The sequence below is a fragment of the Mycobacterium sp. TY814 genome (assembly GCF_030755175.1).
Classification (GTDB): Bacteria; Actinomycetota; Actinomycetes; order Mycobacteriales; family Mycobacteriaceae; genus Mycobacterium.
In genome coordinates this window covers 2,448,440-2,462,908 of sequence record NZ_JAUFRY010000001.1, presented here as the reverse complement: position 1 = coordinate 2,462,908, position 14,469 = coordinate 2,448,440, and the positions used below count along the sequence as shown (strand labels likewise).

The window sequence follows — 14,469 nt, the reverse complement described above, 5'->3', positions numbered from 1 at the left end:
TCGCAAAAGAAGTTGATGTATGTCGGGAACTTTTCCCGACGTATCCCCGACTACCTGTCCGTGCCGGTTGTGCCGTGGGGGGCCTTCCCGCCCGAGATTCATTCGGCCCAGCTCAGCAGCGGCCCAGGACCGTCGGGCTGGCTGACGGCCGCGCAGGCGTGGCGCTCGCTCAGTGCCGGGTACGTCTCGGCTGCCGACGAACTTGCCGGTCTGCTCGCGGCAGTGCAGGCCGGTGCCTGGGAGGGGCCGACGGAGGCGCGGTACGCGGCCGCGCATGTGCCGTATCTGCAGTGGCTGCAGCGGGCCGGCGCAACCAGCGCGGACACCGCCGTGCGGCAGGAATCCGCCGCGACCGCCTACACCGTCGCGCTGGCCGCCATGCCGACCCTGGCCGAACTCGCCGCCAACCATGTCGTGCACTCGGCGCTGGTGGCAACAAACTTCTTCGGGATCAATACCATTCCCATCGCGGTCAATGAGGCCGACTATGTCCGGATGTGGATCCAGGCCGCTGACACGATGACCGCTTACCAGGCGGTCACCGATGCGGCGGTGGCACCGGCGGCGCCGGCCGACGCGGCGCCCCCGATCCTGGTGGCCGACCACGCCGACCCTTCCGACGATGGCAGCCCCGCCGCCGACGCCGCCGGGTGTGGGACCGGCCGGTTATCCCTACCTGGTCGGCGGATCGGGGACAGGCTTCGGATCGGCAATGAGCACCAGTGCCCGCCGCAGGGCGGTAGCGCCGGACGAGGTCGCTGCGCCGGCGGCGATCACGGCCCCGGAGCGCGGGAAAGACCGGGCCCGCCGGCGGGCCCGCGCGACGCTGCCCGACCGTGGACACCGCCACGAGTTCCTGAGCGCCGAGTCGGGGTCGGGCGCGGGAACCCTCGGCTTCGCCGGAACGCTTGCCCGGGGGACCGCCGCCGACGCCGCGGGCCTGACGCAGTTGAGCGCCGACGGGTTCATCGGTGCGCCGGTGGCGCCGATCCTGCCGCGTACCTGGGCGCCGGGCCGAGAGCCACCCCACCCCGGTGTTGTTAATGAAAATCATATTCAGTAAGCTTCAGTACCTTGGCCTCGCATCATCTCCAGCCGCGGAAAATGCGCAGGTCAGCAGCTTTGAGACGGGAGTCCGAGTGGTAAATCGAGCGGAACGGGCCGCCTCGACAGTTAGCTTAGGGAATGCTAACTTCGTGTGGCTAACCTCGGGCGGATTTCGCCAATGGCGACCTTGACTTCAGGAGACGGCGCGGGCGTGGAACGCGGTGATATAGGCATGCTGGCGGCTGCGCCCCGAGCATCCCGGACGGACGGCAGAGTCGACGAAGACGTCCTCAGTAGGTTTGCCACCTGCTGTCGGGCCCTCGGTATCGCGGTCTACGAGCGGAAGCGACCGGCAGATCTGAGTGCGGCGCGCTCAGGCTTCAGTGCGCTGACCCGTGTCGCGCACGAGCAGTGCGATGCATGGACCGGGTTGGCTGCCGCCGGTGACACCTCCAAGCATGTGCTGGAACAGGTCTCGCGGACCGCCGCCACAGCCGGCGTACTGCAGCGTCAGGTCGAACTCGCGCCAGGGGCACTCGGGTTCCGCTACGACACCGGCTTGTATCTACAGTTCCGGGCCACCACGCCCGACGACTTCCACCTCGCCTACGCGGCCTCGCTGGCGGCCGAGCGCCAGTTCGCGGTGGCCGACCAGATCGTCAGCCGCATCAGCGAGCGCCGCCCCAAATCGCGTGAGGCCCGCTGGATTTCGGTCGTCATTCACTACCGCGCCGAGCGCTGGTCGGACGTGGTCAAGCTGCTGACCCCGATCGTCAACGACACCGACCTCGACGAGGCCTTCGCGCACGCGGTGAAAATCACGCTGGGCACCGCGCTGGCGCGACTGGGCATGTTCGCTCCGGCGCTGTCCTATCTGGAAGAGCCCGAAGGCCCCATCGCCGTCGCCGCGGTCGACGGTGCGCTGGCCAAGGCGCTGGCGCTGCGCGCGCACGTCGACGAGGAAGCGGCCAGCGAAGTGCTGCACGAGCTGTACGCGGCCAATCCGGAGAATGCGGAGATCGAGCAGGCGCTGTCCGATCCGAGTTTCGGGATCGTCACCACCACCGCGGCGCGCATCGACGCCCGCATCGACCCGTGGGACGCCGAAACCGAGCCCAGTGACGCCGATTTCGTCGACCCGGGCGCCCGCGAGCGCAAGGCCACCCTGTTGGCAGAGGCCGAGGTTCAGCTCAACGACTTCATCGGTCTGGACGAGGTCAAGAACCAGGTGTCCCGGCTGAAGAGTTCCGTAGCGATGGCCGTGCTGCGACAGCAGCGTGGTCTCACCGTCGCCCAACGCACCCACCACCTGGTGTTCGCCGGCCCGCCCGGGACCGGTAAGACCACCATCGCCCGTGTCGTCGCCAAGATCTACTGCGGCCTGGGCCTGCTCAAGCGCGAGAACATCCGCGAGGTGCACCGAGCGGACCTGATCGGCCAGCACATCGGTGAAACCGAGGCCAAGACGAACGCGATCATCGACAGCGCCCTGGATGGCGTGCTGTTCCTCGACGAGGCGTATGCGTTGGTGGCCACCGGAGCCAAGAACGACTTCGGACTGGTTGCCATCGACACGCTGCTGGCGCGCATGGAGAACGACCGCGACCGGTTGGTGGTGATCATCGCCGGGTATCGCGCAGACCTGGACAAGTTCCTCGACACCAACGAGGGGCTGCGGTCCCGCTTCACCCGCAGCATCGACTTCCCGTCCTACCAGCCGTCCGAACTGACCGAGATCGCCAATCTCATGGCGCAGCAACGGGACAGCGTGTTCGAGCAGGCCGCCCTGGACGATATGCAGCGGCTGTTCACCCACTTGGCCGAGACGTCGTCGCCCGACAGCAACGGGATCGCGCGGCGCAACCTCGACATCGCCGGCAACGGCCGGTTCGTCCGGAACGTGGTCGAACGCTCCGAGGAGGAGCGCGAATTCCGGCTCGACCATTCCGAACAAGCCGGCACGGGTGAATTCACCGACGAGGAACTGATGACGATCACCGCGCAAGACGTCCGCAACACCGTCGCCCCGCTGTTGCGCGGGCTGGGACTGTCGGTGCCGGCATGAGCAAGAGCGAGTACGACGACGAGCGCGACGAGCGGCGTTCCTTCGCTTCTCGCACGCCGGTCAACGAAAACCCCGACCAGGTGCACTACCGCCGTGGTTTCGTCACGCGCCACCAGGTGACCGGGTGGCGGTTCGTGATGCGACGCATCGCCTCCGGAATTGCATTGCACGACACCAGGATGCTGGTCGACCCGCTGCGTACCCAGTCGCGTGCGGTGCTGATGGGCGTACTGCTGCTGGTCACCGGGCTGCTCGGCTGCTTCGTGTTCTCGCTGATCCGGCCCAACGGGCAGGTGGGCAGCAACACCGTGCTGGCCGACCGGTCCACCGCAGCGCTTTACGTGCGCGTGGGGGATCAGCTGCACCCGGTGCTCAACCTCACCTCGGCCCGCCTGATCGCCGGCCAGCCGGTCAACCCGACCACGGTGAAAAGTGCTGAGCTGGACCGGTTTCCGCGCGGCAACCTGATCGGCATTCCGGGTGCCCCGGAGCGGATGGTGCAGAACACCTCTCGCGACGCCGCCTGGACGGTGTGCGATGCGGTGAGCGGGCAGCCGGGGCGCGGTGCCCGCAACACCGGTGTGACCGTCATCGCCGGAGCGCCCTACAGCGACGGCTCCCGCGCGGCCACGATCAGTGCCGGCCAGGTGATCCTGGTGGATAACGGCAACAGCACCTGGGTGTTGTGGGACGGCAAGCGCAGCCGCATCGACCTGGCCGACCACGCCGTCACCAATGCTCTCGGCCTGGGCACCGACGTGCCCGCGGCGCGGCCGGTGGCAGCGGGCCTGTTCAATGCGATTCCCGAGTCGCCACCGCTGGCTGCGCCGCCCATCCCCAATGCCGGTGCCCCGGCCGGTTTCGCCGTGCCCGCGCCGATCGGCGGGGTGGTGGTGTCCTACGCCGTGGACCGCAGCGCTTCGGACACCGTCAGCTACTACGCGGTGCTGCCCGACGGGCTGCAACCGATCTCACCGGTGCTGGCGTCCATCCTGCGCAACACGAATTCCTATGGGCTGCAACAACCTCCACGCCTGGGTGCCGATGAGATCGCGAAGCTGCCGGTGTCGCGGATGCTGGACACCGGCCGGTATCCGGCACAGCCGGTGACGCTGGTGAACCCGGCCAGCAATCCGGTCACCTGTGCCTTCTGGAGCAAGCCCGCCGGAGCCGCCACCAGCTCGCTGAGTCTGTTGTCGGGATCGGCGCTTCCGGTGCCGGAGGGACTGCGAACCGTCGAATTGGTCGGCGGCGGAGCCAAAGTCGCGATCACGCCGGGCTCCGGATACTTCACCCAGACCGTCGGCGGCGGCGCGACAGCGCCCGCCACCGGGTCGCTGTTCTGGGTCTCCGACACCGGGGTCCGGTTCGGTATCGACACCGAGTCCGACGGCCGCCCGGGAGCCACCGGCCGCAGCAAAGCGGTTGAGGCTCTTGGTCTTGCGTCGCCGCCGCTGAGCATCCCGTGGTCCATCCTGTCCTTGTTCGCACCCGGTCCGACACTGTCGCGCGCCGATGCGCTGTTGGCGCATGACGGCCTGCCGCCCGACAGCCGGCCGGGCCACCCGGTAACCGCCGAAGGGGAGCCCCGATGAGCAGACTGATCTTCGAGGCGCGCCGGCGGTTGACGCCGCCCGCCGCCCGCAAAGGCACCATCACCATCGAGGCACCGCCGGAACTGCCGCGGGCGATTCCGCCGTCGCTGTTCCGCCGCGCAATGCCGTACCTGATCGGGATTCTGATCGTCGGCATGATCGTGGCCTTGTTCGCCACCGGCATGAAGGTGATCTCACCGCAGACGTTGTTCTTCCCGTTCGTACTGTTGTTGGCCGCCACCGCGCTCTACCGGGGCAATGACAACAAGATGCGCACCGAGGAGGTCGATGCCGAACGGGCCGACTATCTGCGCTACCTCTCGGTGGTGCGGGACAACATCCGCGCGCAGGCCGCCGAGCAGCGGGCCGCGGCGCAGTGGTCGCACCCGGAGCCCAAGGCGCTGGCCGCCGTACCGGGGTCGCGTCGCCAGTGGGAGCGCGACCCGCACGACCCGGACTTCCTGGTACTGCGGGCCGGTCGCCACTCGGCTCCCCTGGCCACCGCGCTGCGGGTCAACGACACCGCCGACGAGATCGACCTGGAACCGGTGTCGCACAGTGCATTACGCAGCCTGCTCGACACTCAGCGCACGGTTCGCGACATACCGACGGGAATCGACCTGACCAAGGTCTCCCGCATCACGGTGCTGGGGGACGCCGAGCAGGCGCGGGCAGCGGTACGGGCCTGGATCGCTCAGGCGGTCACCTGGCACGACCCGACGGTGCTCGGCGTGGCGCTGGCCACCCGCGACCTGGAGGGCGACGACTGGTCGTGGCTGAAATGGTTGCCGCACGTGGACATCCCGGGCCAGGTCGACGGTGTCGGCCCGGCCCGTTACCTGACCGACGATGCCGACGAACTGGCGGATCTGCTCGCTCCGGCATTGGACGACCGCCCGGCGTTCACCGGCCGGGCGGTAGATGCGTTGCGGCACCTGCTGATCGTGGTGGACGACCCCGACTATGACCTGAAGGTCTCGGCGCTCGGTTCGGCCCGTGCCGGCGTCACGGTCGTGCACTTCTCGGACACGGCGCCGCACCGCGAGCAGTACTCCGACCCGGAGAAGCCGATTCTGCGGGTCGCCGACGGAGCCATCGAACGGTGGCAGACCGGTGGCTGGCAGCCCTACATCGACGCAGCCGACGAGTTCAGCGGGCACGAAGCCGCCCACCTCGCGCGCCGGCTGTCGCGCTGGGATTCCAACCCGACCCACACCGGGCTGCGTTCGGCAGCCACTCGCGGCGCCAATTTCACCACCTTGCTGGGTATCTCGGACGCATCCCGGCTGGATGTGCCCGCGCTGTGGGCGCCGCGGAGCCGGGACGAGGAGTTGCGCGTCCCGATCGGTGTCACCGCCACCGGCGAACCGCTGATGTTCGACCTGAAGGACGAGGCCGAGGGCGGGATGGGTCCGCACGGCCTGATGATCGGTATGACAGGTTCCGGCAAGTCGCAGACCTTGATGTCGATCCTGCTGTCGCTGTTGACAACTCACTCGGCGGATCGGCTGATCGTCATCTACGCCGACTTCAAGGGCGAGGCCGGGGCCGACAGCTTCCGCAACTTCCCGCAGGTCGTCGCCGTGATCTCGAACATGGCGGAGAAGAAGTCACTGGCCGACCGGTTCGCCGACACGCTGCGCGGCGAGGTGGCCCGCCGGGAGATGCTGCTGCGCGAGGCCGGCCGCAAGGTGCAGGGCAGCGCGTTCAACTCGGTCACCGAGTACGAGGCCGCGATCGCGAATGGGCATGATCTGGCGCCCATCCCGACACTTTTCGTGGTGGCCGACGAGTTCACCCTGATGCTCGCCGACCACCCGGAGTACGCGGAGCTGTTCGACTATGTGGCGCGTAAGGGCCGCTCGTTCCGCATCCACATCCTGTTCGCCTCCCAGACGCTAGATGTCGGGAAGATCAAGGACATCGACAAGAACACCTCGTACCGGATCGGTCTGAAGGTGGCCAGCCCCAGCGTGTCTCGCCAGATCATCGGTGTGGAAGACGCTTATCACATCGAATCGGGCAAGGAGCACAAGGGCATCGGATTCCTGGTTCCGGCGCCGGGTGCGGCCCCGATCAAGTTCCGGTCGACCTACGTCGACGGCATCTACGAGCCTCCGCAGGCAGCGAAAACCCTGGTGGTTCAGACGGTTCCGGAGCCGAAGTTGTTCCCCGCCGGAGCGGTCGAGCCGGACCCGGGCACCGTGATCTCGGGTGCCGGCGAGGACGAGGTGGTCGGCCCGCCGCGCAAGCTGATCGCGACCATCGGCGAGCAGCTGGCCGGGTATGGTCCGCGGGCGCCGCAGCTGTGGCTGCCGCCGCTGGACGAACCGATCCCGCTGACGGCGGCACTGGCGCGTGCCGGTGTGCCGGCGCGGCAGTGGCGCTGGCCGCTCGGCGAGGTCGACAAGCCGTTCGAGATGCGCCGCGACCCACTGGTCTTCGACGCCACCTCCTCGGCCGGCAACATGGTGATCCACGGTGGTCCCAAGTCCGGGAAATCGACTGCGCTGCAAACGTTCATCCTCTCGGCGGCCAGCCTGCACACGCCGCGCGACGTGACGTTCTACTGCCTGGACTACGGCGGCGGACAACTCCGCGCGCTGGAGGGCCTGGCGCACGTCGGCACCGTTGCCTCGGCGCTGGAGCCCGAACGCATCCGCCGCACGTTCGGCGAGCTGGAGCAGCTGTTGCTGGCCCGGCAGCGGCGCGAGGCGTTCCGCGACAAGCAGGGCAACGGCAATGGCTCCGTGACCGATGACGGTTTCGGCGAGGTCTTCCTGGTCATCGACAACCTCTACGGCTTCGGACGTGACAACGTCGACCAGTTCAACACCCGAAACCCGTTGCTGGCCAGGGTGACCGAGCTGGTCAACGGTGGACTCGCCTACGGCATCCACGTGGTCATCACCACCCCGAGCTGGCTGGAGGTGCCCCTTGCGATGCGCGACGGCCTCGGGCTGCGCCTCGAGCTCAAGTTGCACGATGCACGCGACAGCAATGTGCGGGTGACGGGTGCGCTGCACCGTCCGGCCGAGGCCATCCCGCATGACCAACCGGGACGCGGCCTGACCATGGCCGCCCAGCACTTCCTGTTCGCCGAACCGGAACTGGACCAGATACCGGTGATCAACGCGCGCTACCCGGGCCAGACGGCGCCGCCGGTGCGCCTGCTGCCCAGCAACCTGGCTCCCGAAGCGGTCGGCGCGCTCTACCGCGGCCCGGAACAGATCGTCATCGGCCAGCGCGAGGAGGACCTGGCACCGGTGGTGCACGACTTCGCCGAGCAGCCGCTGCTGATGGTCTTCGGCGACAGCAAGTCCGGCAAGACCACCTTGCTGCGTCACATCATCCGCACCGTCCGGGAGAATTCGACTCCCGACTCGGTGGCCTTCACCGTGCTGGACCGGCGACTGCACCTGGTCGACGAACCGTTGTTCCCGGACAACGAGTACACCGCCAACATCGACCGGATCACCCCGGCGATGATCGGGCTGGCCAACATCATCGAGTCCCGGCGCCCGCCTGCGGGCCTGTCGCCGGCGGAGCTGTCGCGCTGGACCTATCAGGGCCACACCCACTACCTGATCATCGACGACGTCGACCAGGTCCCCGATTCCGCGGCGACCAGCGGACCTTATGTGGGCCAGCGCCCCTGGAGCCCGCTGATCGGGCTGCTGGGTCAGGCCAGCGACCTGGGGTTGCGGGTGATCGTCACCGGCCGGGCGTCCGGGTCGGCGCACGCGTTGATGACCAACCCGCTGCTGCGCAGATTCAACGACCTGCAGGCGACCACGCTGATGCTGGCCGGCAACCCGCAGGACAGCGGCAAGATCCGCGGACAGCGGTTCAGCCGGCTACCCGCGGGCCGCGGAATCCTGCTGTCGGACAGCGATACTCCGACATTTGTGCAATTGGTCAATCCGATGGTCGGTGCGGCCGCGTTATTTGGTGATACGCAACAGGAGGGAAGTCAGTCATGACGTTGCGAGTAGTTCCGGAGGGACTGGCCGCCGCCAGCGCCGCGGTCGAGGCGCTGACGGCGAGACTGGCTGCCGCGCATGCCAGCGCGGCGCCGTTGATCACCGCGGTGGTTCCGCCGGCGGCCGACCCGGTGTCGCTGCAGACCGCCGCCGGTTTCAGCGCCCAGGGCCAGGAGCACACCGCGGTCGCCGCCCAGGGTGTCGAGGAGTTGGGGCGCGCCGGTGTCGGCGTCGGCGACGCCGGCGCCAGCTACCTGGCCGGTGACGCGGCGGCCGCCGCGACCTACGGGATGGCCGGCGGCTGATGAGCTTTTCGGGGGAGTGGGAACGCGAGGAAGGGGGAGCCGGAAGTCAGCGAGATCACTTACCACGCAAGGAATTCTGATTCACATCTAGGGAAGGAAGATCTATGAGTTTGTTGGACGCTCATATTCCGCAGTTGGTGTCGTCGCAGTCGGCGTTCAGCGCCAAGGCCGGACTGATGCGGCACACGATCGGTCAGGCCGAGCAGGCGGCCATGTCGGCGCAGGCGTTCCACCAGGGCGAGTCCTCGGCGGCGTTTCAGGCTGCCCACGCCCGCTTCGTGGAGGTAGCGGCGCGGGTCAACACCCTGCTGGACATCGCGCAGGCCAACCTGGGCGAGGCTGCCGGCACCTATGTGGCCGCCGACGCCGCGGCCGCTTCGTCCTACACCGGCTTCTGAGTCCGGCTTTCAGGAAGGGATCAATCATGTCGCAGATCATGTACAACTACCCGGCCATGCTCGCCCACGCCGGGGACATGTCGGGTTACGCGGGCACCTTGCAGGGCCTGGGCGCCGACATCTCGGCCGAGCAGGCCGCGCTGCAGAACGCCTGGCAGGGTGACACCGGGGTGACGTACCAGGCGTGGCAGGTGCAGTGGAACCAGGCCATGGAGGACCTGGTGCGTGCATACCAGGCGATGGCCAGCACCCATGAAGCCAACACCATGTCGATGATGGCCCGGGACGCCGCCGAAGCCGCCAAGTGGGGCGGTTAGCCGCACGTAGATGGACGCTTCGCCCAATGCCGTTGAGCTGACGGTAGATCAGGCGTGGTTCATTGCGGAAACCGCTGGGGCGGGCAGCTTTCCCTGGGTGCTCGCCATCACCACTCCGTATCGCGATGCCGCGGAACGAACCGCGTTCTTCGACCGTCAGAAGGACGAGCTGACCCGGATGGGAGTGATGACGCCGGACGGCGTCATCACTCCGGTGATCGCGGACTGGATCAAAGTGGTGTGCTTCCCGGACCGCTGGCTCGACCTGCGTTACCTGGGGCCCAGTTCGGTGACCGACGCCGGCGACATGCTGCGCGGGATCGTCGCGCAGCGGGCCGGCGCCACCGTGGTGGCGCTGCGTAGCGCGCAACTGGTCACGTTCACCGCGATGGACATCGACGACCCGCGCGCGCTGGTGCCCGTCCTGGGCGTGGGATTGATGCAACGGCCGCCGGCCAGGTTCGAGGAGTTCAGCATGCCGACCCGGGTGGGGGCCCGGGCCGACGAGCGGCTGCGGGCCGGGGCGCCGCTCGCCGAAGTTCTCGACTATCTGGGTATTCCGGCGTCAGCGCGCGCGGTGGTGGAGTCGGTGTTCACCGGTCCGCGCAGCTACGTCGAGATCGTGGCCGGCTGCAACCGAGACGGCCGGCACGCCACCACCGAGGTCGGGCTCAGCATCATCGACACCACCGCCGGGCGGGTGCTGGTCAGTCCTTCCCGCGCCTTCGACGGCGAGTGGGTTTCCACATTCAGTCCCGGCACGCCGTTCGCGACCGCCGTCGCGATCGAGCAACTCACGTCCTTCCTGCCGGACGGGGAATGGTTCCCCGGTCACCGGTTATCGCGAGACTTCTCCACCCAGGCGAACGCATAAACAAGGCATAGACAGCAAGCAGAAAGAGAGCACGATGTTCCAGCAACGGCCCCAGCAGCTTTGGTGGGTTCAGTGACGTCCGGCACCGTCATGCCGATCGTCCGCGTCGCCATATTCGCGGACAGCCGGTTGACGGAGATGGCATTGCCTACCGAGTTGCCGCTGCGTGAAATCCTGCCGGCGGTACAGCGCCTGGTGGTCCCCGGCAACGGCGACAGTGCCGATGGCGCTTCGGCCGCCCCCTACCTGAGCCTGGCGCCCATCGGCGGAGCGCCGTTCAGTCTGGACGCCAGCCTGGACACCGTCGGCGTGGTCGACGGGGATCTGCTTGCGCTGCAGCCGGTTCCGACGGGCCCGGCCGCGCCAGGCATTGTCGAGGACATCGCCGACGCCGCCATGATCTTCTCGGCCTCGCGACGTAACCCATGGGGCACCAAGCAGATTCAGCGCGGTGCGGTAGCCGCGGTGATCGGTGTCGCGCTGGTGGCCACCGGCCTGTCGGTCGCCCACCGGGTGGCGACCGGCGCCCTCGTCGGGCTGGTCGCGGTCAGTGCGCTCGCCGCCGTCATCGCGATCACCGGGTTGCTCAGCACCGGGCGCTCTCCCCGCACCGGCGTTGCGCTGTCGATCACCGCGCTGGTGCCGATCGCCGCCGCGCTGGCGCTGGCGGTGCCGGGCAAATTCGGAGCGGCGCAGGTGCTGCTGGGCGCGGCCGGGGTCGCCGCGTGGTCGCTGATCGCGTTGATCGTTCCCAGCACCGAGCGGGAGCGCGCCGTCGGCTTCTTCACCGCCTCGGCGGTGGTCGGGCTGACCGTCGCGCTGGCGGCCGGGGCCGAGATGCTCTGGCGGCTGCCGATTCTCGCCCTGGGCTGCGGGCTGATCGTCGCGGCCCTGTTGATCACCATCCAGGCGGCTCAACTGTCGGCGCTGTGGGCGCGCTTCCCGCTGCCGGTCATCCCGGCGCCCGGCGACCCCACGCCGTCCGCGCCGTCGTTGCGGGTGCTGCAGGACCTGCCGCGCCGGGTGCGGATCAGCGACGCGCATCAGAACGGCTTCATCGCTGCCGCCGTGGTGCTGGGTGTGCTCGGATCCGTGGCGATCGCGCTGCGACCTGAGACGTTGAGCGTCGCGGGCTGGTATGTGGTGGTGGCGGCCTCGCTGGCGGCCGCGCTGCGGGCCCGGGTATGGGATTCGGCGGCGTGCAAGGCGTGGCTTTTGGCCCAGCCGTTCCTGGTGGCCGGTGTGCTGTCGGTGTTCTACGCCGCGACCGGACGTTTCACCGGAGCCTTGGTGGCGGTGCTGGTGCTGGTGGTGCTCGTGCTGGTCTGGATCGTGGTGGCGCTGAACCCGTCGATCGCGTCGCCGGACAGCTACTCGCTGCCGCTGCGCCGACTGGTCGGCTTCGTCGCGGCCGGGCTCGACGCGTCGCTGATCCCGGTGATGGCGTTCCTGGTCGGTCTGTTCGCCTGGGTGCTCAATCGATGAGACGTGCCGCTGGATTGGGTTGCTGCACAGCGGTTCTGGCGCTGATGCAGGCCCCGGTGATCGCGGCGGCGCCGCCGGCGCTGGCGATCAGCCCGCCGGTGGTGGACGCGGCGGCACCGCCGCCGAGCGGGACGCCGGGTCCGGCGCAGACAATGGAGCAGCGCGGCCCGTGCAGCGTCTCCGGCGTCATCCCCGGCAGCGACCCGGGCACGCCGACGCCAAGCCAGTCCATGCTGAATCTCCCTGCGGCGTGGCAGTTTTCCCGGGGCGAGGGCCAGTTGGTGGCGATCATCGACACCGGCGTGCGGCCGGGTCCGCGGCTGAGCAATGTCGAGGCCGGCGGTGACTTCGTGGAGGCCACCGACGGGCTGACCGACTGCGACGGGCACGGCACGCTGGTCGCCGGCATCGTCGCCGGCCAGCCCGGAGACGACGGCTTCTCCGGTGTGGCGCCCGCGGCGCGGCTGCTGTCGCTGCGGGTGACGTCGGCCAAGTTCTCGCCGCGCACCCCCGGTGGCGACCCCACGCTGGCGCGGGCGGCCATCGACATCGAAGCCCTGGCGCGCGCCATCGTGCATGCGGCCGATCGCGGCGCCCGGGTCATCAACATCTCCGCGATCACCTGCCTGCCGGCCGACCGCGCCGTGGATCAGGCCGAGCTGGGAGCGGCGATCAAGTATGCGGCGGTGGACAAGGATGTGGTGATCGTGGCCGCGGCGGGCAACAGTGGCCCGACCGGATCGGTCGCCGGCGGCACGTCGTGCGAATCGAACCCGCTGACCGACCTGAGCCGCCCCAGCGATCCGCGCAACTGGGCGGGCGTCACGTCGGTCTCGGTCCCGTCCTGGTGGCAGCCGTACGTGCTGTCGGCGGCGTCCGTGTCGCCGGACGGCCGGCCCTCGAAGTTCACCATGGCCGGCCCGTGGGTCGGCATCGCCGCGCCCGGGGAGAACATCGCGTCGGTGAGCAACGCCGACGGCGGCGGACTGGCCAACGGCCTGCCCGACGACCATCAACAGCTGATCCCCCTCAGCGGCACCAGCTATGCGGCCGGCTACGTCTCCGGGGTCGCCGCGCTGGTCCGTGCCAAGTACCCCGATCTACCCGCCGCCGAGGTGGTGCGCCGCCTCACGGCGACCGCCCAGAACGGTCCGCGGGATCCGTCGAACGTCGTCGGGGCCGGCACGCTGGATGCCGTCGCGGCACTGACCTGGCAGCTGCCGTCGCCGGCAGGCGGGGCCCCGGCGCCGGCTTCGGTCAAGCCGGTCGCAGTCCCGCAGCCACCGGCGCCGCAGGACACCACACCGCGCAACGTCGCACTGGCCGGAGCCGGCGTGCTGACGCTGCTCGTCATCATCACCGCAGCGACGGTGGCGGTAGTTCGCCGCCGGAAGGAGTCCACCACCCCGTGAGCCACTCGATTCCCGCACCGGGTGCCGCCCGGGTCACCCTGGCGCTGCTGGCAGTGGTGCCGGCCGCCATGGCCTACCCCTGGCAGTCCACCCGCGCCTACTGGTTGATCGGCATCGCTGCGGTGGCGGTGATCCTGCTGTTCGGGTGGTGGCGCGGACTGCACTTCACCACGATCCTGCGCCGGCGGCTGGCCATCGTCCGCCGCGGTGGGAGACCGGTGCCCGAGCCCGATGCGAACACCCGCACCACCGCGTTGCTGCGGCTGGGACCGGCGTCCTCGGCTGCGCTGCCGCTGCCGCTGATCGCGCGCTACCTGAACTGCTATGGCATTCGCGCGGACAGCATCCGGATCACCAGTCGCCACAACGCATCCGGTGCCACCGACACCTGGATCGGGTTGACCGTGTCGGCCGTCGACAACCTGGCCGCGCTGCAGGCCCGCTCGGCCCGGATCCCGTTGCACGAGACCGCCGAGGTGGCCGCCCGCCGGCTGGCCGATCACCTGCGGGAGGTCGGATTCGACGCCAATACCGTTGCCGCCGAGGACGTCCCGGAGGTGCTGGCGTTCGAGTCCGGGGAGACTGCCCGCGAGACGTGGAGCGCGGTGCAGCTGAGTGGCTCGGATTATGTTGCGGCATATCGGGTCAAAGCAGACGACGGGCTGGGAGTGACGCTGGCCGCGGTTCGGGAGCAGCAGGCCCGGGAGACCTGGACGGCCCTGGAGATCGCGGACGCGGGGACCCACCGCACGGTTGCCGCGGCATGTGCGTTGCGTACCGATGCCGCACCGGGCGGCACCGCCCCGGTCGCGGGCCTGACCTTGGAGCGGGGCAACCAGCGGCCGGCGTTGCAGACGCTGGACCCGCTGTCGACGCGACGGCTCGACGGTCACACCGAGGCGCCCGCCGACCTGCTGGAGCGGTTGGACTGGCCGACTGCGCAAGGCCCGTCCGAGGCGCTTAGTCGTATCTGACCTGATCTGGCCGT

At 69.2% G+C, this 14,469-nt stretch carries 10 protein-coding genes and 1 pseudogene; all 11 read left to right on the top strand.

The window, feature by feature from the left end:
* Positions 1-15 precede the first annotated feature (15 nt).
* Positions 16-1,063, top strand: a pseudogene (locus tag QXH22_RS10910) (PPE family protein).
* A gap of 195 nt (positions 1,064-1,258) precedes the next feature.
* Positions 1,259-3,112, top strand: coding sequence for a type VII secretion AAA-ATPase EccA (eccA, locus tag QXH22_RS10905; RefSeq protein ID WP_306276014.1), 1,854 nt, complete (start codon positions 1,259-1,261; stop codon positions 3,110-3,112).
* Complete coding sequence (eccB, locus tag QXH22_RS10900) at positions 3,109-4,707, top strand: type VII secretion protein EccB (RefSeq protein WP_306275567.1); 1,599 nt, start codon at positions 3,109-3,111, stop codon at positions 4,705-4,707. The genes eccA and eccB overlap by 4 nt, the downstream gene beginning before the upstream one ends.
* Positions 4,704-8,690 (top strand): type VII secretion protein EccCa, encoded by a 3,987-nt coding sequence (gene eccCa, locus QXH22_RS10895; protein WP_306243015.1) that lies wholly within the window; start codon positions 4,704-4,706, stop codon positions 8,688-8,690. Before eccB ends, eccCa begins: the two co-directional genes overlap by 4 nt.
* Complete coding sequence (locus QXH22_RS10890; RefSeq protein WP_306243014.1) at positions 8,687-8,995, top strand: PE family protein; 309 nt, start codon at positions 8,687-8,689, stop codon at positions 8,993-8,995. The genes eccCa and QXH22_RS10890 overlap by 4 nt, the downstream gene beginning before the upstream one ends.
* A 104-nt stretch (positions 8,996-9,099) precedes the next feature.
* Positions 9,100-9,393 carry a type VII secretion system protein EsxG gene (esxG, locus tag QXH22_RS10885; RefSeq protein WP_055580202.1) on the top strand — a complete coding sequence of 98 codons (294 nt, stop codon included), beginning with the start codon at positions 9,100-9,102 and terminating at the stop codon, positions 9,391-9,393.
* Between the two features lie 26 nt (positions 9,394-9,419).
* On the top strand, positions 9,420-9,710 hold the full coding sequence (locus QXH22_RS10880) for a WXG100 family type VII secretion target (RefSeq protein WP_055580201.1): 291 nt from the start codon (positions 9,420-9,422) through the stop codon (positions 9,708-9,710).
* 10 nt (positions 9,711-9,720) lie between these two features.
* Positions 9,721-10,584, top strand: a complete 864-nt coding sequence (locus QXH22_RS10875) for an ESX secretion-associated protein EspG (RefSeq protein ID WP_306243012.1) — start codon at positions 9,721-9,723, stop codon at positions 10,582-10,584.
* 90 nt (positions 10,585-10,674) lie between these two features.
* On the top strand, positions 10,675-12,069 hold the full coding sequence (gene eccD, locus QXH22_RS10870) for a type VII secretion integral membrane protein EccD (RefSeq protein ID WP_306276013.1): 1,395 nt from the start codon (positions 10,675-10,677) through the stop codon (positions 12,067-12,069).
* A 44-nt stretch (positions 12,070-12,113) separates the two neighbouring features.
* A complete protein-coding gene (mycP, locus tag QXH22_RS10865) occupies positions 12,114-13,481 on the top strand; it encodes a type VII secretion-associated serine protease mycosin (protein ID WP_306244482.1) in 1,368 nt (455 codons plus the stop codon).
* Positions 13,478-14,455, top strand: a complete 978-nt coding sequence (gene eccE / locus QXH22_RS10860; RefSeq protein WP_306275566.1) for a type VII secretion protein EccE — start codon at positions 13,478-13,480, stop codon at positions 14,453-14,455. Before mycP ends, eccE begins: the two co-directional genes overlap by 4 nt.
* Positions 14,456-14,469 lie beyond the last annotated feature (14 nt).

Excerpts from the sequence above, each read along its gene's own strand:
- eccCa (WP_306243015.1), top strand. The coding sequence starts at position 4,704 with ATGAGCAGACTGATCTTCGAGGCGCGCCGGCGGTTGACGCCGCCCGCC.
- eccD (WP_306276013.1), top strand. The coding sequence starts at position 10,675 with ATGCCGATCGTCCGCGTCGCCATATTCGCGGACAGCCGGTTGACGGAG.
- QXH22_RS10890 (WP_306243014.1), top strand. The coding sequence starts at position 8,687 with ATGACGTTGCGAGTAGTTCCGGAGGGACTGGCCGCCGCCAGCGCCGCG.
- eccB (WP_306275567.1), top strand. The coding sequence starts at position 3,109 with ATGAGCAAGAGCGAGTACGACGACGAGCGCGACGAGCGGCGTTCCTTC.
- QXH22_RS10875 (WP_306243012.1), top strand. The coding sequence starts at position 9,721 with ATGGACGCTTCGCCCAATGCCGTTGAGCTGACGGTAGATCAGGCGTGG.
- mycP (WP_306244482.1), top strand. The coding sequence starts at position 12,114 with ATGCAGGCCCCGGTGATCGCGGCGGCGCCGCCGGCGCTGGCGATCAGC.
- QXH22_RS10880 (WP_055580201.1), top strand. The coding sequence starts at position 9,420 with ATGTCGCAGATCATGTACAACTACCCGGCCATGCTCGCCCACGCCGGG.
- esxG (WP_055580202.1), top strand. The coding sequence starts at position 9,100 with ATGAGTTTGTTGGACGCTCATATTCCGCAGTTGGTGTCGTCGCAGTCG.